General features: G+C 67.1%; 19 protein-coding genes. 13 read left to right on the top strand and 6 right to left on the bottom strand.

Going from position 1 to position 21,318, the window contains the following annotated elements:
* Window positions 1-5 precede the first annotated feature (5 nt).
* Window positions 6-380: a tautomerase family protein gene (locus AC6LJY_RS13140; protein WP_104144184.1), complete on the top strand. Its 375-nt coding sequence runs from the start codon at window positions 6-8 to the stop codon at window positions 378-380.
* Window positions 381-443: 63 nt separating this feature from the next.
* Here AC6LJY_RS13140 and AC6LJY_RS13135 read toward each other — a convergent pair whose 3' ends face one another.
* On the bottom strand, window positions 444-1,442 hold the full coding sequence (locus tag AC6LJY_RS13135) for a tripartite tricarboxylate transporter substrate binding protein (protein ID WP_498136121.1): 999 nt from the start codon (window positions 1,440-1,442) through the stop codon (window positions 444-446).
* A 111-nt stretch (window positions 1,443-1,553) separates the two neighbouring features.
* Entirely contained in the window at window positions 1,554-2,723 is a 1,170-nt protein-coding gene (locus AC6LJY_RS13130; protein ID WP_314364085.1) for a CoA transferase, read from the bottom strand.
* Between the two features lie 193 nt (window positions 2,724-2,916).
* Here AC6LJY_RS13130 and AC6LJY_RS13125 point away from each other — a divergent pair, with 193 nt between their 5' ends.
* From AC6LJY_RS13125 to AC6LJY_RS13105, 5 genes are all read left to right on the top strand, one after another.
* Window positions 2,917-3,981: an AraC family transcriptional regulator gene (locus AC6LJY_RS13125; RefSeq protein ID WP_314364084.1), complete on the top strand. Its 1,065-nt coding sequence runs from the start codon at window positions 2,917-2,919 to the stop codon at window positions 3,979-3,981.
* Between the two features lie 160 nt (window positions 3,982-4,141).
* Complete coding sequence (locus tag AC6LJY_RS13120) at window positions 4,142-5,326, top strand: lipid-transfer protein (RefSeq protein ID WP_498136120.1); 1,185 nt, start codon at window positions 4,142-4,144, stop codon at window positions 5,324-5,326.
* Between the two features lie 88 nt (window positions 5,327-5,414).
* Window positions 5,415-6,239 (top strand): SDR family NAD(P)-dependent oxidoreductase, encoded by an 825-nt coding sequence (locus tag AC6LJY_RS13115; protein ID WP_314364082.1) that lies wholly within the window; start codon window positions 5,415-5,417, stop codon window positions 6,237-6,239.
* Complete coding sequence (locus tag AC6LJY_RS13110; RefSeq protein ID WP_498136119.1) at window positions 6,236-7,411, top strand: acyl-CoA dehydrogenase family protein; 1,176 nt, start codon at window positions 6,236-6,238, stop codon at window positions 7,409-7,411. The genes AC6LJY_RS13115 and AC6LJY_RS13110 overlap by 4 nt, the downstream gene beginning before the upstream one ends.
* 40 nt (window positions 7,412-7,451) lie before the next feature.
* Window positions 7,452-9,146 carry a long-chain-fatty-acid--CoA ligase gene (locus AC6LJY_RS13105; RefSeq protein ID WP_498136118.1) on the top strand — a complete coding sequence of 565 codons (1,695 nt, stop codon included), beginning with the start codon at window positions 7,452-7,454 and terminating at the stop codon, window positions 9,144-9,146.
* Window positions 9,147-9,182: 36 nt separating this feature from the next.
* Here the strand turns inward: AC6LJY_RS13105 and AC6LJY_RS13100 are convergent, their stop codons facing one another.
* Window positions 9,183-10,097 carry a LysR family transcriptional regulator gene (locus tag AC6LJY_RS13100; RefSeq protein ID WP_046807282.1) on the bottom strand — a complete coding sequence of 305 codons (915 nt, stop codon included), beginning with the start codon at window positions 10,095-10,097 and terminating at the stop codon, window positions 9,183-9,185.
* Between the two features lie 141 nt (window positions 10,098-10,238).
* Between AC6LJY_RS13100 and mdlC the strand changes: the two genes are divergently transcribed.
* The 7 genes from mdlC to pcaG all read left to right on the top strand — a co-directional run bounded on the left by mdlC (window position 10,239) and on the right by pcaG (window position 18,681).
* Window positions 10,239-11,885: a benzoylformate decarboxylase gene (gene mdlC, locus AC6LJY_RS13095; RefSeq protein WP_498136117.1), complete on the top strand. Its 1,647-nt coding sequence runs from the start codon at window positions 10,239-10,241 to the stop codon at window positions 11,883-11,885.
* Window positions 11,886-11,993: 108 nt separating this feature from the next.
* Entirely contained in the window at window positions 11,994-13,484 is a 1,491-nt protein-coding gene (locus tag AC6LJY_RS13090; RefSeq protein ID WP_498136116.1) for an aldehyde dehydrogenase family protein, read from the top strand.
* Window positions 13,485-13,579: 95 nt separating this feature from the next.
* Window positions 13,580-14,809, top strand: coding sequence for a 4-hydroxybenzoate 3-monooxygenase (locus AC6LJY_RS13085; protein WP_498136115.1), 1,230 nt, complete (start codon window positions 13,580-13,582; stop codon window positions 14,807-14,809).
* A 31-nt stretch (window positions 14,810-14,840) separates the two neighbouring features.
* Window positions 14,841-16,313: an MFS transporter gene (locus tag AC6LJY_RS13080; RefSeq protein WP_498136114.1), complete on the top strand. Its 1,473-nt coding sequence runs from the start codon at window positions 14,841-14,843 to the stop codon at window positions 16,311-16,313.
* Window positions 16,310-17,281: a ketopantoate reductase family protein gene (locus AC6LJY_RS13075; RefSeq protein ID WP_498136113.1), complete on the top strand. Its 972-nt coding sequence runs from the start codon at window positions 16,310-16,312 to the stop codon at window positions 17,279-17,281. The genes AC6LJY_RS13080 and AC6LJY_RS13075 overlap by 4 nt, the downstream gene beginning before the upstream one ends.
* A complete protein-coding gene (gene pcaH / locus AC6LJY_RS13070) occupies window positions 17,278-18,063 on the top strand; it encodes a protocatechuate 3,4-dioxygenase subunit beta (RefSeq protein WP_314364076.1) in 786 nt (261 codons plus the stop codon). The genes AC6LJY_RS13075 and pcaH overlap by 4 nt, the downstream gene beginning before the upstream one ends.
* A gap of 9 nt (window positions 18,064-18,072) precedes the next feature.
* Window positions 18,073-18,681: a protocatechuate 3,4-dioxygenase subunit alpha gene (pcaG, locus tag AC6LJY_RS13065; RefSeq protein WP_314364075.1), complete on the top strand. Its 609-nt coding sequence runs from the start codon at window positions 18,073-18,075 to the stop codon at window positions 18,679-18,681.
* 182 nt (window positions 18,682-18,863) lie between these two features.
* Here the strand turns inward: pcaG and AC6LJY_RS13060 are convergent, their stop codons facing one another.
* The 3 genes from AC6LJY_RS13060 to AC6LJY_RS13050 all read right to left on the bottom strand — a co-directional run bounded on the left by AC6LJY_RS13060 (window position 18,864) and on the right by AC6LJY_RS13050 (window position 21,207).
* Window positions 18,864-19,286, bottom strand: coding sequence for a GreA/GreB family elongation factor (locus tag AC6LJY_RS13060; protein WP_046807288.1), 423 nt, complete (start codon window positions 19,284-19,286; stop codon window positions 18,864-18,866).
* Window positions 19,287-19,665: 379 nt separating this feature from the next.
* Window positions 19,666-20,502 (bottom strand): alpha/beta fold hydrolase, encoded by an 837-nt coding sequence (locus AC6LJY_RS13055; protein ID WP_314364074.1) that lies wholly within the window; start codon window positions 20,500-20,502, stop codon window positions 19,666-19,668.
* Between the two features lie 174 nt (window positions 20,503-20,676).
* A complete protein-coding gene (locus tag AC6LJY_RS13050) occupies window positions 20,677-21,207 on the bottom strand; it encodes a nicotinamide-nucleotide amidohydrolase family protein (protein ID WP_314364073.1) in 531 nt (176 codons plus the stop codon).
* Window positions 21,208-21,318: the final 111 nt, after the last annotated feature.

Raw genomic sequence — 21,318 nt, 5'->3', positions numbered from 1 at the left:
CCGTCATGCCCATTTTGAATGTCCAGATCCTGCAAGGCCACTCGGCCGCCCAGAAGGCCGCCTTGTTGCGCGCCGCGTCCGACGCGGTCGTTCAGAGCATTGCCGCGCCGCTGCCCAGCGTGCGCATCGTCTTGCAGGAAGTGCCCGCTGAAAACGTGATCGTGGCCGGTGAAATCGGCAAGCGCATGGTGCGCGTCGACGTGGCGCTGATCGAAGGGCGCGACGAAGCCAAAAAGGCCGCGCTGATCGCCGCGCTCAACCAGGCCGTGTGCACCAGTATCGATATCTCGGGCGAAGACGTGCGGGTGCTGATCCGCGACGTGCCCAAGGTCGACATGGGCGTGGCCAACGGCATCAGCGCCAAGGCCGCCGGCCGCTAAGCTGCCGTTGCCGCATGCCGCATCCGCCGCGCGAAATCTCGCGCGGCTTTTTTGCGCCCGGCCTTATTGCATCTTCAAGCCCAGTTCGGCCACGAAGTGTTTTTCCTCGGCCACCTGCTTGACTGCAAATTCCGTGTACGCGGCGCTGTCCATCAGCATGTGCGGCTGGTCGGCATTGTCCAGCGCGCGGTTGTACTCGGGGTCGCGCGAGGCGCGGTGGAAGGCCTTTTGCAGCACGGCGACGATCTTCGGGTCCATGCCCTTGGGGCCGGCGATACCGACAGGGTTGGTCGCCACGATGGGGTAGCCCAGTTCGGTCAGCGTCGGCACGTCGGGCACGCGCTTGGCGCGCGCGTCGCCGACGATGGCCAAGAGGCGCGCGCGGCCCGTGTCGATCATCGGCCCCCAGCCCGCGTCCGACACCATCTGGATGTGGCCGCCCAGCAGTGCCGTCGTTTCTTCGGCCGCGCCCTTGTACGGAATGAAGTTGAACCGTGCCCCGGTCAAGCGCGACAGGCGTTCGATGGCGATGCGGCCCGAGCCCCCCGCGCCCGTGCCGCCGTAGCTGATCTTCTCGGGGTTGGCGCGCGCGTGCGCGATTAGTTCGTCCAGCGTTTTCCAGGGCGCGTCCTGGCGCACCACGATGCCGTAGGAATAGGCCGTCATGCAGGCGATGTAGGTGAAGTCCTTGACCGGGTCGTAGTTCACCTGTTGCAGGAACGGGTAGCGAAACAGCGTGCCCACCACCACCGAGATCGTGTAGCCGTCAGGCGTCGCCGTCTGCGCCATCGCAGCTGGTCCCAACGTGCCGCCCGCGCCGGGGCGGTTCGCGATGACCACGGTTTGGCCCAGTTCTTTGGAAGCCGCCACGGCCAGCGCGCGCATCTGCGTATCGGTGGCGCCACCCGCCGGAAACGGCACGATCAACGTGATCGGGCGTGCCGGAAACGTGGCGGCTTGGGCGCCGCGCCAAAGGCCCAACGTGGCCGGCAAGATCAGCCCCAGCTTGAGCAGGCTGCGGCGTCGGGGCAAGGCGATGCTGCTGCGAGAGGAATCCGTCATGGTTGTCTCCGTCCTGATTTGTTATGGGGCACGGCAAGGGGTACAGCGACAGGCACCGCAAGGCGCGGCTAGTGTCACAGCAAGGGGCACGGCAACGGCTTCCCGCCCGCCTCAACGCGCAATGCCGCGCGTGGACAGGCTGGCGATGGCGGCGTCGTCATAGCCGGCGTCGCGCAGGATCTGGTGGGTGTGTTCGCCCGGCAGCGGCGCCTGGCGTCGGATGGCGAATTGAAAGCCGGACATCTTTACCGGGCTGGCCACCTGCGCGCCGGCTCCGTATTCCGGGTGCCGCGCCGCGTGCACCATGCCGCGCGCGGCGTAGTGCGGATGCGCCAGGCTTTCGGCCAGCTTCAGCACCGGCGCGACGCAGCAGTCGGCGCCGTCCAGCAATTGCAGCCAATGCGCCAGCGGGTGCGATCCAAACCGTTGCTGCAATTCCGACCGCACCCACGCTTGCCGTCTCGCGTCTTCATCCCGATGCCAGGCCAGCAGATCCGGCCGCTCAAGCCTGCGGCACAGCGTGTCCCAGAACTTCGGTTCCAATGCCGCGACGGCCAGATAGCGGCCGTCTTGCGTTCGGTATTGGCCATAGCACGCCAGCGCACCCGACAAGGTGTCGCCGCCGGCGGGCCGCGTCGCGCCGTGCGCGTTCAGCGTGGCCAGCGGCACCACCGCGCCCGCCAGCAAGCCGTCGGCGATGGCGATATCCACATAGCGTCCGCGCCCCGTGCGCTGCGCATCGACCAGCGCCGCCAGGATGCCCATCACCGCCGTCAGCGAGCCGCCCAGAATGTCGGCCACCGGCAGGTTCGACAAGGCCGGTTGATCCGGCCCACACCCCATCTGGTCCGCCACGCCCGCAACCGCCGCATAGTTCAGGTCGTGCCCCGCGTCATCGCATAGCGGGCCATCCTGCCCGTAGCCCGTGATGCTGCAATACACCAGCCGGGGATTGTGTCGCGACAGCGTTGCGTAGTCGGCCTTCAGCCGCGCCGTCACGCCGGGCCGAAAACTCTCGACCACCACATCGGCGTCGCGCGCCAACCGTGCCAGCGCCGCCTGCCCTTCGGGATGCTTCAGGTCCAGCCGCAGCCCGCGCTTGTTGCGGTTGCACACGGCGCGCAACGCGGGCGGCGCGTAGTCGCCCGCTTGCGTGTCCTCGATCTTGATGACGTCGGCGCCCAGGTCGGCCAGGTACTGCGCGCCCAGCGGGCCGGGCAGCAGTCGCGACAGGTCCAGCACCTTGATGCCCGCAAGCGGGGCGGTGTTCGGCGTATCCAAAGAGGGACTCCGGTAAATACGAAGAGGCAGCCAGCCAGCGGCAAAAGCCAGTCTAGGCGCGGCTTTGCGCCGATCCAATGGCGAAATGGATGATTCCGCTTGGCGGGAATGCTCACGCCGGGCATTCCTTGGCCGCATGGCTTTCGCTACCATCGACCCGAGTCGGTTCGCGCCCCCGCCGTAGGAATCCGCCATGACGCATCACACCATCGCCGTGGGGCACATCGCCCAGATCCTGCAAGGCGCCCGCGCGCGCGGCGTGGACGTGGAACGCGTGCTGCGGCGCGCCCAGGTGCCGCCCGCCTTGTTGCAGGCGCCGCTGGCGCGCGTATCGCAGGCCCAGTTCGCACAGATCCTGCGGATGTTGCGTCGCGCCACGCGTGACGATTTTTTGGGCATGGGGCGCCATCCGGTGCCGCTGGGCGCCTTTGCCCACGCCTGCCGGCTGGCCTTGCAGGAAGGCACCGTGGGCCAGGCGCTGCGCGTGGCGTTTCGCTACTACCATGGCGTGCTGCGCGACTTCACCGCGCGGCTGTGCGTCAGCGGCGATACCGCGCGCATCGTGCTGGACGCCCGCGGTGCGCCGGACTGCACGCAGTGGTACGGTGAGCGCACGTTTCTGTTCTTCACGCTGGGCGTGGCCAACTGGCTGGCGGGGCGCCGCCTGCCCATCCTGGGTGTGGATTACAAAGCCGGCGCGCGTAGCGCCGACGCGCAAAAGGTCTTTCATGCGCCGGTACGGTACGGCCGGCCCGACACCGGCCTGTGGCTCGATGCCCGTTGGCTGGCCCTGCCCGTGGTGCAGGACGCGCAGGCGCTGCACGCCTTTCTGGCGAACGCGCCGTTCGACCTGCTGGTGAAGTATCAAGACCGCGCCACGCTTACCGATCGCATCCGCCGCCTGCTGCGCAACGACTTGTCGGGGGACCTTCCATCGCTGGCGCAGGTCAGCGCACAGCTGTCGATGACGCCGCAAACGCTCAGGCGCCATCTGCGCGACGAGGGGCAGGGCTTTCAGGTACTGAAGGACGATCTGCGGCGCGATGCCGCCGTTGAATATCTGGGCCGTCTGGATCTGTCGCTGGTGGACATCGCCGCGCGGCTGGGCTTTTCCGAACCCAGCACCTTTCATCGCGCGTTCAAGAAATGGACCGGCGTGTCTCCCGGCGAATACCGCCGCACCCAGCTGGCCTGCGCACCGGCATCGACGCCTGGCCGCGCGCCGTCGGCCCCTGACACTTTCCGCCAATCCGTTTGACGCCTGCGGCCATTGCCGCGCGCCGCGCCAAGCCGCCAAGCTACGGGCTGGGCAAGGTCGGTGACGATGGCAATCCGCAATCTGCAATCTGCAAACACGCCGATCCGCCGATCCGCCGACCCGCAGCCCGCCACCGCGACACACTTCAGGAGAACCCCGCATGAATCGAAAAGTATGGGTGGCCGGCGTCGGCATGATTCCGTTCTGCAAACCCGGCGCCAGCGACCCTTATTCCGTGATGGGGATGCGCGCCGTGCAAGAAGCGCTGGCCGATGCGGGCGTGCCCTACGACGCCGTGCAGCAAGCCTATGCCGGCTACGTCTATGGCGATTCCACCTCGGGCCAGGCCGTGGTGTATGGCGTGGGCCTGACCGGCATTCCCGTCTTCAACGTCAACAACAATTGCGCCAGCGGTTCGTCGGCGCTGTTCCTGGCGCGCCAGGCCGTGGAAAGCGGCGCGGTGGAATGTGCGCTGGCCGTGGGGTTTGAACAAATGGTGCCCGGCGCGCTGAAAGGCGTGTACGAAGACCGGCCGTCGCCACTTGCCGGCTTCGTGTCGGCCATGACCGACGCGCAGGGCTATGACGCCGCCACGCCGCGCGCCGCGCAATTTTTCGGCGGCGCCGCGCGCGACTACATGAAGCAGCACGACATACGCGCCGATACGTTCGCGCGCATCTCGGTCAAGGCGCGCCAGCACGCGGCCCGCAATCCCTACGCCGTATTCCGCAAGACCGTCACGCTGCCCGAAGTGATGGACGCGCCCATGATCTTCGATCCGCTGACGCGCCTGCAATGCTGCCCGCCCACCTGCGGCGCGGCGGCGGCCATTCTGTGTTCGGACGCGTTTGCGCGGCGCCACGGCTTGCGGCCCGCCGTCAGCATTGCCGCGCAGGCCATGACGACTGACACGCCGTCCACGTTCGACTCCGCCGACATGCGCCGGCTGGTCGGTCTGGACATGACGCGCGCCGCCGCCGACCGCGTGTACGAGGCCGCGGGCGTGGACCCCGCCGACCTTGACGTCGTCGAATTGCATGACTGCTTCACGGCAAACGAATTGATCACCTACGAGGGCCTGCGCCTGACGCCCGAGGGCACAGCCGAAAAATTCATTGTCGATGGCGACAACACCTACGGCGGCCGCGTGGTGACGAATCCATCCGGCGGGCTGCTGTCCAAGGGCCATCCGCTGGGGGCGACGGGCCTGGCGCAGTGCGCCGAACTGGTCTGGCAGTTGCGTGGGCAGGCCGACTTGCGGCAAGTCGAGGGCGCGCGGCTGGCGTTGCAGCACAACCTGGGGCTGGGCGGCGCTTGCGTCGTCACGCTGTACCAGGCCGCGTGACGGCGGCCAGCGCCACACGCATCCAACATCTGGCGGCGGATCGATACCCGATACTCGTCGCCCCGCACCCAGTCAGGAGACAACAACGATGGGAACACTTGAAGGCAAGGTAGCGCTGGTGTCCGGCTCGGGCCGTGGCATCGGCCAGGAGATCGCGCTGAAACTGGCGCGCGAAGGCGCAAGGGTTGTCGTCAACGACCTGGACGACGGACCGGCGCAAGACACGGTGACACGCATCCGCCAAGCGGGCGGCCAGGCCCAGGCATGCCCCGGCAGCGTCACCGCGCCGGGCTTTGCCGACCGTTTCGTCAACGCGGCAATCGATACCTACGGCGGCCTGGACATCATCGTGAACAACGCCGGCTACACCTGGGACAACGTCATTCAGAAAATGACGGACGAGCAATGGGACGAAATCCTTGCCGTGCATCTATCCGCCCCGTTCCGCATCCTGCGCGCCGCGTCCGGCTTCATCCGCGAAGCCGCCAAGGCCGAGGCCGCCGAAGGGCGCGAAGTGTTCCGCAAGGTGGTCAATATCTCGTCCACCTCGGGCGTGATGGGCAACGCCGGCCAGGCCAATTACGCCGCCGCCAAGGCCGGCATCAATGGTCTGACGCGCGCGCTGGCCAAGGAATGGGGCCGCTACAAAGTCAACGTCAACAGCGTGGCGTTCGGCCTGATCAAGACGCGGCTGACCGACGCCGTGGCCGACGGCGACACCACGCTGGACATCCAGGGGCGCCAGATCAAGGTGGGCGTCAACCCGCAGGTGCTCAAGAACGCTGAAAGCCTGATCCCGCTGGGCCGCGCCGGCACGCCCCCCGAGGCAGCGGGCGCGGTCTATCTGTTCTGCCTGCCTGAATCGAACTACGTCAGCGGGCAGGTGCTGGTCGTGGGTGGCGGCCGCCCATGACGCGCCTGCCTAACCCGATGGAACCGCCACGCGCCGCGTGGATGGACGCCGACCTGGCGTTGTTCCAGGATGCGACGCGCCGCATCTTCGAAAAGGAATTCGCGCCCGACGAAGAACGGTGGCGCAAGCAGCAGCACGCCGATCGCGACATCTGGACACGGGCCGGGCGCCTGGGCCTGCTGTGCGTCAGCATGCCCGAGGCCTATGGCGGCGGCGCGGGCAGCTTCGCGCACGAAGCCATCGTGGCGGCCGAGCAGGCGCGCGCCATGGTCCATGGCTTTAGCAACAACGTGCACAGCGCCATCCTGGCGCACTACATCCTGAACTACGGCACCGAGGCGCAGCGGCAGCGCTGGCTGCCGGGCATGGCCACCGGCGAGCGCGTGGGCGCCATCGCGATGAGCGAGCCGGGCGCCGGGTCCGACCTGAAAAGCGTGCGCACCACGGCCCGGCGCGACGGCGACACCTACGTCCTCAATGGTTCCAAGACCTTCATCACGAACGGCCTGCACGCCGACCTGATCTGCGTGGTGGCCAAGACCGACCCGCACGCCGGATCGCGCGGCGTGTCGCTCATCATGGTGCAAACGGATGATCTGCCGGGCTTTCGGCGCGGACGGTTGCTGGAAAAGCTGGGTCAGAAAAGCGGCGATACGGCCGAACTGTTTTTTGACGACGTGCGCGTGCCCGCCGCCAACCTGCTGGGCGAGGCCGAAGGGCAGGGCTTCACGCAGCTGATGCAGCAATTGCCGCGCGAACGGCTGCTGATCGCGGTGGGCGCGGTGGCCACCATGCGGCGCGCCATCGACGACACCGTGGCCTATACCAAGACGCGGCAGGTCTTCGGCCAGGCGCTGATCGACATGCAGAACACGCGCTTCAAACTGGCCGAATGCGAAACCGTTGCGACCATCGCCGCGCGCTTTGTCGACGACTGCATCGCGCGCCAGTTGCAGGGCACGCTGGACCTGCCCACCGCCGCGATGGCCAAGTGGTGGACCACCCAGATGAACTGCCAGGTCATCGACGAATGCCTGCAATTGCACGGCGGCTACGGCTACATGCTGGAAACGCCCATTGCGCGGATGTACGCGGATGCGCGCGTGGGCAAGATCTACGGCGGTTCGAATGAAATCATGAAAGAAATCATCGCGCGGGGCATGGCCGCGTAAAGCGGCCGGCACCTTGCGCGGGACTCGGAGAGAGACACGCATGCAGCAAGCGCATTTTCGGTTGGAGCCCAAGGTATTGCCCCAGGTATGGCCCAAGGGCTTGCCGGCCCACATCAACCAGCCCCGCTCCAGCCTCGTCTTCAATCTGGAGGCGTCGGCCACCCGCTATCCCGACAAGCCCGCCATCGTGTTCTACGACACGGTGCTGGACTATGCGCGCCTGAAGCGCGAGGTCGACGCCATGGCCGGCTATCTGCAACACAGCGCGGGCGTTGCAGCCGGCGACCGCGTGCTGCTGCTGAGCCAGAACTGCCCGCAATTCATCATCGCCTACTACGCCGTGCTGCGCGCCGATGCGGTCGCGGTGCCGGTGAACGCGATGAGCACGGAAGATGAGCTGGATCACTATCTGAAGGACAGCGGTGCGCGCGTGGCGTTTGCCGCGCAGGAACTGGCGCCACGGCTGGCGGGCTTTGTCGAAGACGGCAGGCTGGAACGCGTCATCGTCCATGCCTATTCCGACTACCTGGGCGCGGGCGGTGATGGCCAGACGCCGCCGCCCGACTGGATCGCCGCGCCGCGCGACAAGCTAGACATGCCGGGCGGCGTGCCCTGGTACGGCGCCTTGGCGGTCAACGCGCCGCCCAAACCGCACCGGGCGCGCGCGGGCGATCTGTGCCTGCTGCCGTACACGTCCGGCACCACCGGGCGGCCCAAGGGCTGCCGCCACACGCACGGCACGCTGGGCGCGGCGGTGACGGGGTCGGCGCTGTGGCGCGGGCTGACGTCCGAAGCCGTCATCATGGGCGTGGCGCCGCTGTTTCACCTGCTGGGCATGCAGAATTGCATGAACCTGCCCATCCTGCTGGGCGCCACCGTCGTGCTGCTGCCGCGCTGGGACCGGCAGGTGGCGGCGCAATTGATGGCGCGGCATCGCGTCAGCGTGTGGGCCGCGCCGCCGGCGATGGTGGTGGACTTCTTTGCGCAGCCCGACATCGAATCGTATGACCTGTCGCGCCTGGCCTTGTTGTGCGGCGGCGGCGCGCCCATGCCCGAGGCGGTATCGGCCATGCTGGCCGAGCGCTACGGCATCGTCTTCAACGAAGCCTATGGGCTGACCGAGACCGCATCGTTCCTGCACTGCAATCCCATGCACCGCAACAAGCGCCAGTGCATCGGGGTGCCGACTTTCGGCGTCGATACGCGCGTGGTGGACCCGGCTACGCTTGAAGAATTGCCGGCCGGGCAAGTGGGCGAACTGGTCACACGCGGTGCGCAGCTGATGCTGGGTTACTGGAACAACGCGGCTGCCGATGACGAGGCGTTTTTCATGCTGGATGGCGAACGCTACTTTCGCACCGGCGACCTGGGGCGGGTGGACGAGGACGGCTATTTCTTCATCACCGATCGGCTCAAGCGCATGATCAATGCGTCGGGCTACAAGGTGTGGCCGGCCGAGGTCGAGAACGCCTTGTACGAGCATCCCGCCGTGCACGAGGCCTGCGTCATCGGCGTGCCCGACCCGTGCCGGGGCGAGACCGTCAAGGCGCTGCTGGTGCTGCGGCCCGAGGCCCAGGGCAGCGCGCGCGAAGACGAGGTGATCGCGTGGGCCCGCGCCCGCATGGCCGCCTACAAGGCGCCGCGCATCGTTGAATTCGTGGACGCGCTGCCCAAGTCCAGCACGGGCAAGATCCTGTGGCGGCAATTGCAGGAAGCGGGGCGGGCGGGCCGCTAGCGCAACAGCGTGGCGCGAGCGGTATCGCCCGGCCGCTTACCGCAGCGGCACGCCGTTGGTCAATTGACGCAGTTCGTTCAGCAGCTTCGCGGCGGGCAGGGGCAGCAGCCCTTGCGTGCGCCGAAACGCCGTCAGCATGCGCGTGTCGGACGCGCCGGGAATCGGCAGCCGGTCAAGCAGGCCCGCGCGCAGTTCGGCGTGATACATCGGTTCTGGCATCCATCCCAAAAATTCCGAATGGGCAATCAGATTCTTCAGCACCGTGATGGAACGCGTTTCAACCGTGACGTCCGGCATGGACAATCTGTGCCGCGTGAATAGCTGGTTCATGTGTTCGAAGGGCTCGGTGCCGCGCGGCAGGATCGCCCACTTGTACGCCAGCGTATCGGCCAGGCTGAGGCCGGGGCGGGAGCGCAGCGGGTGGCTGGTGCTGGCCACCACGTAGCTCGTGTCTTCCCAACGGCAGTCCGGCACCGAGACAATTTCGTCCGTGTCGTCGGTATGCGCGCCCAGCGCCAGGTCGATCTCGCGCGATAGCAGCGCGCTGGCCAGGCGATCCCATACGCCTTCCACCACCTGCACCTGCAACGTGGGCCAGCGATTGCAGGTTCGGGTCAGCGCGGTGGGAAGAATCAGGCACGCAATGCTGCCCACCGTGCCGACCCGGATGGTGCCCTTGGCCAGCCCCAGCAGCGCACGGATTTCCTCTTTGGCGCTTTCGGCATCGCGCAGCAGCGCGGTGGAATGCGGCAACAGCGTCAGCCCGATATCGGTCAGCTGCATGCCCTTGGAATGACGTTCGAATAGTGGAGCGCCGACCTGGCCTTCCAGGCGGCGCACGATGCGGCTTAGTGCGGACTGCGTGACATGCATGGCGTCGGCGGCACGTCCGAGGCTGCCGGCGGCTACGACCGCGTTGAATGCCGCCAATTGGTGTAGGTCGAATGGCATGCCAAAGCGTAATGACTTTGTCTCGATATATCAATTCTCAAGTCTGCTAGGGGGGGCGACACTCTGCCATCGCTGTTGACCGTGCCCAGGCCCAGCCCGGCGCCTCGTCAACCCCGCCACCTCACCACAAGGACCCAAGCTATGAACGGACCCGTTTTTGGCCTTTTAGGCGCGCTGAACGCCTCTGGTAGCGAGTCCGACCTGGTCCCGCCCCCGCAGCCGCCCACCGTGCGCGACGCCGTCTACGACCTGATGCGCCGCGTCGGCATGACGTCGGTATTCGCCAACCCGGGGTCAACCGAGCTGCCCATGTTTCGCGGGTTTCCCGATGATTTCCGCTATGTGCTGGGCTTGCAGGAAGCCACGGTGGTAGGCATGGCCGACGGTTATGCGCAAGCCACGCGCAATGCGTCGATGGTCAACCTGCATTCGGCGGCCGGGGTCGGCAACGCCATGGGCAACCTGTTCACGGCATACAAGAACCGTACGCCCATGGTGGTGGTCGCCGGTCAGCAGGCGCGCGGCATCCTGCCCTTCGACCCCTTCCTGTCTTCCAGCAATGCCACCGAGTTGCCCCGGCCTTACGTCAAATGGAGCACCGAGCCCGCGCGCGCGCAAGACGTGCCGCTGGCCATCGCGCGCGCCTACTACCTGGCCATGATGCCGCCGCGTGGGCCTGTGCTGGTGTCCGTGCCCGTAGACGACTGGGACGCGCCTTCGCCGCCGTTGGCGCATCGCGGCGTCAGCACTGAACTGCGCCCGCAGCCCGAGGCCATCGGGCGCATCGGCGCCTTGCTGGACGCCTGCCGACGCCGCGCCATGGTCGTGGGCGCTGCCGTGGACCGCGACGGCGCCTGGAACGAAATCGTGGCGCTGGCCGAATTGCACAGCGCGCGCGTGTGGGCCGCGCCCATGTCGGGCCGTTGCAGCTTCCCGGAACGGCATCGCCTCTTCGCCGGGTTTTTGCCCGCTGCGCGCGAGGGCATCGTCGCCCGCCTGCAAGGGCACGATCTGATCCTGGTGGTGGGGGCGCCCGCCTTTACCTATCACGTCGACGGCGCCGGGCCGCACGTGCCCGACGGCGCCGAGCTTTGCCTGCTGACCGACGACCCGGACACGGCGGCGTGGGCGCCGGCGGGGCTGGCAGCCGTGGGCAGTATCCGCCTGTGCCTGCGCGATCTGCTGGCGCGGCCCGCGCCCATCATGCGGCCCTTGCCCGCGCGGCGCGCCGCCAGTCCCGCGCCCGGTCCGTCTTCGCCGATGTCCACCGCCTTCGTGCTGCAGACGCTGGCCGCCATGCGCGACCCGTCCGACATCGTCGTGGAAGAAGCCCCCAGCGCCCGACCCGTCATGCAGCACTATCTGCCGCACGTGCGCTCGCAAACCTTCTACACCATGGACAGCGGCGGCCTGGGGTATGGCATGCCCGCAGCGGTGGGCGTGGCGCTGGGCAAGCCCGACCGGCGTGTCATCGCGCTGATCGGCGACGGTTCCAGCCTGTACTCGATACAAGCGCTCTGGAGCGCCGCGCAGCACAAGCTGCCGATCACCTTCGTCATTCTCAACAACCGCCGCTATGCCGCGCTGCAAGACTTTGCGCCGGCATTCGGCTTCGGGCCGCACGACAAGGTCATGGGCACCGAACTGCCCGGCATTGACTTCGTTGCGCTGGCCCGGGGGCTGGGCTGCGGCGGCGTGCGCGTGTCGGACGCCGCGCGTCTGGGTGCGGTACTGGCCGACGCCATGGCCAGCGGCAGCCCCACGCTGGTTGAAGTGCGGGTGTCCTGAATCCTGTCCGCGGGGTTTCCGGAGTCTGACTCCGGACCCCAGGTTCCTGGAACCTGACGTCGGACCCCAACTCGCGGCAAGTCGTATCCCCAAGGAGGCCACAGCGCCATGCAGGTATTCCCCGTGCAGGTTCCCGTGCAGGTTTCTCCCGCGCAGGTATCCCTATTGATCAACGGCGACGCCACCGGCGCGCGCGACGGCCTGACGTTCAAGCGCCACAGTCCGCTGGACGGCAGCATTGCCTCGCTGGCGCCCGCGGCCAGCGTGCAGGACGCCGTGGCCGCCGTGCAAGCCGCGTCGGCCGCATTTCCGTCCTGGTCGGCCACCGGCCCGGGTGAACGGCGCCAACTGCTCATGCGCGCGGCAGAAGCCATCCAGGCCCGGGCGCAAGCGTTTGCCGACATCATGGCGCTTGAAACCGGCGCCTCGGCCGGCTGGGCACGGTTCAATGTCCAACTTGCCGTCAGCGTGCTGCTGGAGGCAGCCGCGCTGACCACCCAGGTCAGCGGCGAAGTCATCCCGTCCGATGTGCCGGGCAACCTGGCGCTGGCCGTGCGCCAGCCGGCGGGCGTGGTGCTGGGCATCGCGGCCTGGAACGCGCCGGTCATTCTTGCCGTGCGCGCCATCGCCACGCCGCTGGCTTGTGGCAATACCGTTGTGCTCAAGGGCAGCGGCTTGTGCCCGGCCACGCATGGGCTGGTCATGCACACGCTGCAAGCGGTGGGCTTTCCGCGAGGCGTGCTGAACTTCATCACAAACGCGCCGGCCGACGCGGCCACCGTCGTCGAGGCCATGGTGGCGCACCCGTCGGTGCGGCGCGTCAGCTTCATGGGGTCCACGCAGGTAGGCAGGCGTATCGCCTCGGCGTGCGCAAACCATCTGAAACCTGTCGTTCTTGAGCTTGGCGGCAAGGCGCCTTTCGTGGTGCTCGATGACGCCGACCTGGACGCGGCCGCGCGCGCCGCCGTGTTCGGCGCCTTTGCCAATTCCGGGCAGACCTGCATGGCCACCGAACGCATCATCGTCGACCGCACGGTGGCCGACGCCTTCGTGCAAAAGCTGGCCGACCGCGCAGCCGGGCTGCCGCTGGGGGATCCGCGCGAAGCCGCCGTGGCGCTGGGCGCCGTGGTCGACATGAACGCAGTCAAGCTGTGCAATGCCCTGATCGACGACGCGCTGGCGCAAGGCGGCCGGTTGGTGGCAGGCGGCAAGTCCAACACCACCTTGATGCCGGCCACCCTGATCGACCACGTGACGCCCAGCATGCGGCTGTACCGAGAAGAGGCCTTCGGGCCGGTCACGGGCATCGTGCGCGTCAGCGGCGTGGAAGAAGCCGTGGCCTGCGCCAACGACAACGAATACGGGCTGGCGTCGGCGGTGTTCGGGCGCGACGTGGGGCGCGCCATCGCCGTGGCGCGTCGGATTGAATCCGGCATTTGCCACGTCAACGGGGCCACCGTCCACGACGAGGCCCAGATGCCGTTCGGCGGCATGAAGGAAAGCGGCATGGGGCGCTTTGGCGGCAGGGCCGGCATCGACGCCTTTACCGACCTGCGCTGGCTCACGGTGCAGACCACGCCACGTGACTACGCGTTTTGACGCGGGGCGGGCGTTGCTCTCGGCGTTGGCTTCGCCTTCCACTTCGCCTCCCACTCCACCTTCCTTTCCGCCTTCCCTTTGCCAAAGGACCATGTATGCGTACTCAGGTAGCCATCATCGGGGCCGGCCCGGCCGGGCTGATGCTGTCGCAGTTGTTGCACTTGCAGGGTGTCGATTCCGTGGTGCTGGAATGCCGTGGCCAGGCGTCCATCCGCGCCACCGTGCGCGCGGGTGTGCTGGAGCAGGGCACGGTCGACGTGTTGACCGAAGTCGGCTTGGGCGGGCGGCTGCGCAGCGAAGGCTTTCGGCACGAAGGCACGGTGTTGCGGGTGGGCGGCGTTGACCGCCGTATCGACTTTGTCGACCTGACGGGCGGGCGCGCGGTCATGGTCTACGCGCAGCACGAAGTCATCAACGACTTGCTCGATGCGCGGTTGGCGGCGGGGGGCGACGTGCGCTTCAACGTCACCGACGTCACGCTGCACGACGTCGCCCATGCCAACGATGTGCCCCGCGCCCCATACACCACGGCGTCATCCGGACCCGTGGTTCGGTTCCGCGATGAGGGCGGCGTCCCCCTCTCGCTGCGCGCGGATTTTGTCGTGGGCTGCGACGGCACGCATGGCGTCAGCCGCGCCGCCATCGCCCCCCAGGCCTTGCACACCCTTGAGCACCGCTACCCGTTCGGCTGGCTGGGCATCTTGTGCCAGGCGCCGCCGTCTTCCGACGAGCTGATCTACGCCTTGGGCGCCGACGGCTTTGCGCTGGTCAGCACCCGGTCGCGCGAGGTGCAACGCATGTACCTGCAATGCGATCCGCGCGACGCCCCCTGCGACTGGTCCGATGACCGCATCTGGGCCACGCTGCGCGCCCGCCTGGCCACGCCAGACGGCTGGGCGCCCAAGGAAGGCCCCATCATCGACAAGACCGTCATCGGCATGCGCAGCAGGGTGACCGAGCCCATGCGGCACGGCCGCCTGTTTCTGGCGGGCGACGCCGCCCATGTGGTGCCGCCAACTGGCGCCAAGGGCCTGAACCTGGCCGTGTCCGACGTGTGCCTGCTGTCGCGCGCGCTGACTCGTTTCTATCGGCATGGCAAAGACGACCTGCTGGACACCTACAGCGCTGACGCCTTGCGCCGCGTTTGGCGCGCGCAGCGGTTTTCAAAATGGATGACGGCGTTGCTGCACCGTTATCCCGACGCGGACGCCTTTGACCGCAAGCTGCAAGACGCCGAACTCGACTACCTGACCCAATCACGCGCCGCGTGCACCACGCTGGCGGAAAACTATGTGGGGCTGCCCATGGCGCCGCCCTGGGACTGAACGCGGGCTATTTCCGCAAAGGAGAACCAGCATGACTCGTAGTGCCCAGAACGCGGCGGTTCGCGCCGCGCCGCCCGACCGCCGTAACGTCGACCCCGGTAACGTCGACCCCGGTAGCGCCGACCCCGGCAGCGCCGACGTCGGCGACCTGCTGGACAACGGCCCCTTCACGTCCATGCAGAAGTTTGTGGTGATGCTTGCCGCCTTGTCCATCGTCATGGACGGGTTTGATGGCCAACTGATCGGCTTTGCGATTCCGATGATGATCCAGGAATGGGGCATCACGCGCGAGGCCTTCGCGCCCGCCGTGGCATCCGGCCTGATCGGCATGGGGATCGGCAGCGCATCCGCCGGCCTGTTCGCCGACCGCTACGGCCGCCGCATGGCCGTCATCGTCAGCGTGTTTGTGTTTGGCACGGCCACGTGCGCCATCGGGCTGGCGCCCGATGCCCTGACCGTGGCCGTGCTGCGCTTCATTGCCGGCCTGGGCATCGGCGGCGCGCTGCCCAGTTCCACGACGGTTACCGCCGAATTCACGCCCGCGCGCCGCCGCACGCTGGCAGTCACGGCCACCATCGTCTGCGTGCCGTTGGGCGGGATGCTGGCGGGCCTGTTCTCGGCGTATGTCCTGCCTTTGTATGGGTGGCGCGCTTCCTTCTTCATCGGCGGATCGCTGCCTATCGCCCTGGGCTTTGCCTTGATGGCCACGTTGCCCGAATCGCCCCGATTCCTGGCGCGCCGACCCGAGCGCTGGAACGAGTTGGGCGCGTTGCTGGGCCGCATGGGCCGGCCCATGCCGCAAGGCGTGCACTACACGGACGCCGTCGAGCAGGCGCTTGAACAGCCGGGCGCCCAGCCGCAGCGTGGCGTGCGGGCCTTGTTCTCGAAGGGCTACGGCGCCGACACCATCGCCATCTGGGTGGCCTTCTTCATGTGCCTGACGGCGGTGTACAGCGCGTTCAGCTGGTTGCCCACGATGCTGACCTCGGAAGGCTTGCCGCTGGCGGTGGCCGCGTCCGGGCTGACCGCCTACAACCTGGGAGGCGTGATCGGGGCGCTGGTGTGCGCCGTCGCCATGACGCGCTGGGGCTCGCGTTGGCCGCTTGCCATCTGCTGCGTGGGCGCGCTGGGCAGCGCCTTCCTGATGCTGATGGTCGACGTGCGGCAAAGCTCTTCCTTGCTGGTGTTCGGCTTCGGCGTTCACGGGCTGTTCGTCAATGCCGTGCAATCCACCATGTATGCGCTGTGCGCGTACGTCTATGCCACCGGCGTGCGCGCCACCGGCACGGCGGGGGCGCTGGCTTTCGGGCGTCTTGGCGCCATCCTTAGCGCCTTCGTCGGCGCAACCGTCATCACGCTGGGCGGCGCGCAGGGCTACCTGCTGTTGTTGGGCACGGTCATGGTGTTTGCGCTGATTGCGTTGCTGATGGTGCGCCGGCATATCCCCGGCAGGCGCGCGGCGCCGCCGCTGCGCACCGTTGCCGTCGTGGGGGGCACACGATGAACATCGCGATGCTGGGCGCGGGCGCCATGGGTTGCCTGTTTGGCGGGTTGCTGGCCGAGAGCGGCCGGCAGGTGACGTTGCTGGATATCGACGACGCCCATCTGGAGGCGATACGCCGCAGCGGTTTGCGGCTGGAGACCGACCAGGGCGACAGGCGCATCCATGGCATGACGGTGGCGCGGCCCGAGCACCACCGGCAGCCGCCGGACCTGTTGATCCTCTTCACCAAAAGCCTGCATACCGACGCCGCGCTACGCAGCGTGGCGCCGCTGCTGCGCGCACCTGCGCGGGTGCTGACCTTGCAGAACGGGTTGGGCAACCTGGAGGCGGTTTCGCGCCATGTGGACCCGGCGCGCATCCTGGTCGGCATGACAACGTGGCCGGCCGATCTGGCGGGGCCCGGCCACGTCAGATCGCATGGCGGCGGCGTGATCCGCATGTGGCCGGCGCGCGGTAGCGGCGGGGATGGTGAAGGCGACGGCAACGTAGACGCCGACGTCATGCACATCGCGACAGTGCTCAATGACGCCGGTTTGCAATGCGAAGTCGACCCCAACGTCTGGAAGGCGATCTGGGAAAAGGTGGCCTTCAACGCCGCGCTTAACAGCCTGTGCGCCGTCTCGGGCTGCGCGGTCGGTCAGTTGGCCAACGTGGCTGACGGCCCGATGCTGGCGCGCACCGTGGTGTCCGAGGTGGTCGCCGTGGCGCGCGCAAGTGGCGTCGACGCCGACGCGGCGGCCTGCCATGCCAGCGTCGCGCATGCCATTGCGCATCATCGCGGCCACAAGCCGTCGATGTTGCAGGACGTGCTGGCGGGCAGGCCTACCGAAATTGAAACTATCAACGGCGAAGTGGTGGCGCGGGCGCGCGCGGCGGGCGTGCCGGTGCCCCACACCGCCCTGTTGCTGGGCCTGGTGCGCCTGATCCAGGCACGCCAATCTGATATTCCGACCGAGAGACACCCATGACCTCATCCGAAACCGCTCCTGTCCCGCCGCAGCCGCGGCGCCCGTCATCGCGACCCTCATTGGCGTCAAGCTCGCGCCCACCCGCGGGCCTGTCGCCGCGCGACTGGGCCAGCCATCCGGCCTATCTCTACGAGGACTATCGTTCGACGCAATTGCGCGGCCCGACTCTACCGCTCGTGCCCCTGGCCGCGGCGTTGGGCGAAATGCGCCGGCCGGTCTTTGGCGACGACAGTGTGGGCAGGCTGGACCACGACCTGACGCGCAATGCGCGCCGCAATGGCGAACCCATCGGCGAACGCATGGTGTTGGCCGGCCGGGTAGTGGACGATCTTGGGCGGCCGGTGCCGCACACGCTGATCGAAATCTGGCAGGCCAATGCGGCCGGCCGCTATGTGCACAAGGCCGACCGCCACGACGCGCCGCTGGACCCGAACTTCCTGGGCGCGGGCCGCTGCCTGACCGATGCGGACGGGCGATACCGCTTCTTGACGATCAAGCCGGGCGCCTATCCCTGGGGCAACCATCCCAACGCCTGGCGCCCGCAGCATATTCATCTATCCCTTTTCGGCCAGCACTTCGGTACACGGCTGGTCACGCAAATGTACTTTCCGGGCGACCCGTTGCATGCCTTCGACCCGATGCTGAACGGTACGCCGGAAGCGGCGCGCAGCCGGCTGATCGCGGACTTCAGCGTGGGCCTGACCGAAGAAGGTTTTGCGTTGGGATATCAGTTCGACATCGTGCTGCGCGGGGCGCGTTGCACGCCGTTTGAAAACGGCTAAGGAGGGGTCATGTTGATGCAAGGCTTGCAAGACAATTTTGGGCAGACGCCATCGCAGACGGTCGGCCCGTATTTCGCGTACGGCTTGACGGCGGCGCAGTACGGCTACGACTTCGATCAGCCCTTTGACACCGTGCTGGCGGACGACGAGGCGCGCGGTACGCGCATGCGCCTGGAAGGCCGTGTGCTGGACGGCGATGGCATGCCGGTGTCGGACGCGCTGGTGGAAATCTCGCACGTGGACGGGCAGGGCCGGTATCCGCGCAATGTGTACGAGGCATCGGCCATGGGGTTTCGGGGCTTCGGGCGTTGCGGCACGGGCACCGACCTGGGCAACCGCTACGCGTTTCACACGGTCAAGCCGGCGTCGCAGGCAGACGGCGAGGCGCCGCACATCGACATGATTGTGACCATGCGCGGGCTGTTGCTGCACGTGTTCACGCGCGTGTACTTCCAGGACGAGGCCGAGGCGAATGCAGAGGACGCGGTCTTAAATTCCGTGTATGCCGCGCGGCGCCACAGCCTGCTGGCGCGCAAGGACGAGCGGGGTGGCGAGCTTATCTACCGATTCGACGTCCATATGCAGGGGCCGTACGAAACGGTGTTCTTCGACGTGTAGCCGGCGCCATCACGCGATCCGGGCAAAAACCCGGCCCGAAGATTCGGCCTGAATATTCGGCCTGAATATTTGGCCTAAATATTCGGCCTAAATATTCGGCCTGAAAATCACCGCGAAAAAAAGGCGCTGAAAACTTCAGCGCCTTGCCAATGCGGGGGGGGTATGACACCGCCCGCGTTGCATCAGGCCGTGGTGTCGCCAGCCGCTTCGGGCTGGTACAGAATTTCTTCGATGCTGGCCGAATGCTCGGTCTGGTTCGGCGCCGTCCACGTGACCAGCTGGCCGGTGCGCGAGCCGATCAGGCTCAGGCCCAGCGGCGACATCACCGACACCTGGCCCTGCGCCAGGTTGGCATCGGCCGGATAGCACAGCGTGACAACCATTTCATCGCCCTTGTCGTTCAGCAGGCGCACGCGCGAACGCATCGTGATGATGTCGGGCGTGACTTCCTCGATGGCGATGATGGGCGCGGAGTCCAGCAATTCCTGCGCGGCATCGACGGCATCGCGCGACAGGGTCGCGGCGGTGGCGGGGCGGGTGATCATGCCCAACAGTCGGGCGTGGTCCAGGGCGGTAATGAGTTTGTCTTGCGGCACGGCGTTCATGTCGGTTCTTCTTGGACGAAAGGCCCCGCTAGGCGTAGGCCTTTCGGCGTGCGCGGGCGAGGCAATGGAGGAGATGACAGCGCTTTGGGAAGAGAATGTTCAAGCGGTGCCGCGACGAAGCGTACGGTGTGGATCGTGCCCGGGCAGCGCGCCGACGTTGCGGCTTACTGCGGCTAGCCCACCCTAAAGCAGGCTTCGGACCCCGGACAGAGATGATTACCGGGCTGATTCGAGCGTCGAAGCGGTGCAGTTTTTGCGCGTTTGGCGCCCAATCTGCTGTCGGCAATAGGCGAGTATATAGGCCATTGCCATATGCGTGTGTCGGAATATTCTGAAAAGGGGCGATTTGCGCCGCCCCTTCCCGGGTACACGCGGCAAATCAGCCCTTGATAAAGGCCAGTAGGTCCGGATTGATGATGTCGGCGTGGGTCGTCAACATGCCGTGCGGCAAGCCTTGATACACCTTCAACGTGCCGTTTTTCAGCAGTTTGACCGACAGGCGCGAGGCATCGTCGATGGGCACGATCTGGTCGTCGTCGCCGTGCATGACCAGCGTGGGCACGGTGATGGCCTTCAGGTCTTCGGTCTGGTCGGTTTCGGAAAACGCCTTGATGCCTTCGTAATGGGCACGCGCGCCGCCGATCATGCCTTGGCGCCACCAGTTGTTGATGACGCCCTGCGACACCTTGGCGCCCGAACGGTTAAAGCCATAGAACGGGCCCGAGGCCACGTCTACGTAGAACTGGGCGCGGTTGGCGGCAAGCGCTTCGCGGAAGCCGTCGAACACTTCCATCGGCAGGCCGCCCGGGTTGGATTCGGTCTTGAGCATCAGCGGAGGCACGGCGCTGACCAGCACGGCCTTGGCGACGCGGCCTTGCGGCTGGCCGAATTTGGCGACATAGCGCGCCACTTCGCCACCGCCCGTCGAATGGCCGATGTGCACCGTATTGCGCAGGTCCAGGTGTTCGACCACGGCGGACGCGTCGGCGGCGTAGTGGTCCATATCATGGCCGTCGCTGACCTGGCTTGAGCGGCCGTGGCCACGGCGGTCGTGCGCAACGACGCGAAACCCCTTGTTCACGAAGTACAGCATTTGCGCGTCCCAGTCGTCGCTGGACAAGGGCCAGCCATGGTGGAACATGATGGGCTGGGCGGTCTTGGGACCCCAATCCTTGAAGAAAATCTGCACGCCGTCGGGGGTGGTGATGGTGCTCATGGGCTTGTACTCCGGGTAGGTGCCACGGGGGGGGGCGGGCGTCGGGGCAGGCTTGGAAACAAGCCCGGTTCCAGCGCCAAGAAACCCTGAGCGTAGCGCTGCCCACCTTGCAGCGCTTGAAGATTATGAACCGGCTTTGAACGAAATCATCTTGCACTCGGGGGGGCGGCAGTACTAGGCATTCTGGCCCCCGCCTGCGGCACGGCCCCCGCCTTCTTGCAGCGCCCGATAGTGTTCCACCACCCCTTGCAGGGCATATTCGGCGCTGGCCTTGCGTATGCTGTTGCGGTCGCCCGAGAAACGCTTGGTGGCGGTGAACACCACGGGGTGGGCGTCGGCATTGCCCCTCTTGAAGACCCAGGCGTAGCACTGCGTGCCGCTGGGAATTTCGTCGTCGGTGGCGTCGGTGACGCCGGTATTGGACACCGCCACGTTCGCGGGGCTTTTGCGCGCCGCGCCCAGCGCCATGTCGCGCGCGACGGCCTCGCTGGTCAGATTGTGCGAGCGCAGCGTGGCCTGCGGCACCCCCAGGCAACGCTGCTTGGCCTCAACGGAATACACGACGAAGGCGCAGTCCAGCAATTGGCCGGCGCCGGGAATGTCGGCCAGGGTGGCCGCAATCAGCCCCGCCGTGCAGGACTCGGCGGTCACCAGCGTCAGGTCGTTTTCCTGCATGAATGTCGCGACTCGTTCGATAGCGTTCATCGTTGCGCTCCGGTAAGGGGGCCGCCTTGTCATGGCCATCGCCCCAGGCGAGTGCCCCCAAGCAAACCGCGTTCCCGGCGGCGTTGCGGGCATGGCAGTTGCTCCGGCATG

It is taken from the genome of Achromobacter sp. RT286_PF (assembly GCF_059760425.1).
This window is presented reverse-complemented; position numbering and strand designations above follow the sequence as displayed.

What these genes read in the sequence shown, in the direction of transcription:
- AC6LJY_RS13075 (WP_498136113.1), top strand. Translation starts at nt 16,310, where the DNA reads ATGAACATCGCGATGCTGGGCGCGGGCGCCATGGGTTGCCTGTTTGGC.
- AC6LJY_RS13140 (WP_104144184.1), top strand. Translation starts at nt 6, where the DNA reads ATGCCCATTTTGAATGTCCAGATCCTGCAAGGCCACTCGGCCGCCCAG.
- AC6LJY_RS13135 (WP_498136121.1), bottom strand. Translation starts at nt 1,442, where the DNA reads ATGACGGATTCCTCTCGCAGCAGCATCGCCTTGCCCCGACGCCGCAGC.
- AC6LJY_RS13050 (WP_314364073.1), bottom strand. Translation starts at nt 21,207, where the DNA reads ATGAACGCTATCGAACGAGTCGCGACATTCATGCAGGAAAACGACCTG.
- AC6LJY_RS13125 (WP_314364084.1), top strand. Translation starts at nt 2,917, where the DNA reads ATGACGCATCACACCATCGCCGTGGGGCACATCGCCCAGATCCTGCAA.
- AC6LJY_RS13120 (WP_498136120.1), top strand. Translation starts at nt 4,142, where the DNA reads ATGAATCGAAAAGTATGGGTGGCCGGCGTCGGCATGATTCCGTTCTGC.
- AC6LJY_RS13090 (WP_498136116.1), top strand. Translation starts at nt 11,994, where the DNA reads ATGCAGGTATTCCCCGTGCAGGTTCCCGTGCAGGTTTCTCCCGCGCAG.
- pcaH (WP_314364076.1), top strand. Translation starts at nt 17,278, where the DNA reads ATGACCTCATCCGAAACCGCTCCTGTCCCGCCGCAGCCGCGGCGCCCG.
- AC6LJY_RS13060 (WP_046807288.1), bottom strand. Translation starts at nt 19,286, where the DNA reads ATGAACGCCGTGCCGCAAGACAAACTCATTACCGCCCTGGACCACGCC.
- AC6LJY_RS13110 (WP_498136119.1), top strand. Translation starts at nt 6,236, where the DNA reads ATGACGCGCCTGCCTAACCCGATGGAACCGCCACGCGCCGCGTGGATG.
- AC6LJY_RS13080 (WP_498136114.1), top strand. Translation starts at nt 14,841, where the DNA reads ATGACTCGTAGTGCCCAGAACGCGGCGGTTCGCGCCGCGCCGCCCGAC.
- mdlC (WP_498136117.1), top strand. Translation starts at nt 10,239, where the DNA reads ATGAACGGACCCGTTTTTGGCCTTTTAGGCGCGCTGAACGCCTCTGGT.
- AC6LJY_RS13105 (WP_498136118.1), top strand. Translation starts at nt 7,452, where the DNA reads ATGCAGCAAGCGCATTTTCGGTTGGAGCCCAAGGTATTGCCCCAGGTA.
- pcaG (WP_314364075.1), top strand. Translation starts at nt 18,073, where the DNA reads ATGTTGATGCAAGGCTTGCAAGACAATTTTGGGCAGACGCCATCGCAG.
- AC6LJY_RS13055 (WP_314364074.1), bottom strand. Translation starts at nt 20,502, where the DNA reads ATGAGCACCATCACCACCCCCGACGGCGTGCAGATTTTCTTCAAGGAT.
- AC6LJY_RS13085 (WP_498136115.1), top strand. Translation starts at nt 13,580, where the DNA reads ATGCGTACTCAGGTAGCCATCATCGGGGCCGGCCCGGCCGGGCTGATG.
- AC6LJY_RS13115 (WP_314364082.1), top strand. Translation starts at nt 5,415, where the DNA reads ATGGGAACACTTGAAGGCAAGGTAGCGCTGGTGTCCGGCTCGGGCCGT.
- AC6LJY_RS13100 (WP_046807282.1), bottom strand. Translation starts at nt 10,097, where the DNA reads ATGCCATTCGACCTACACCAATTGGCGGCATTCAACGCGGTCGTAGCC.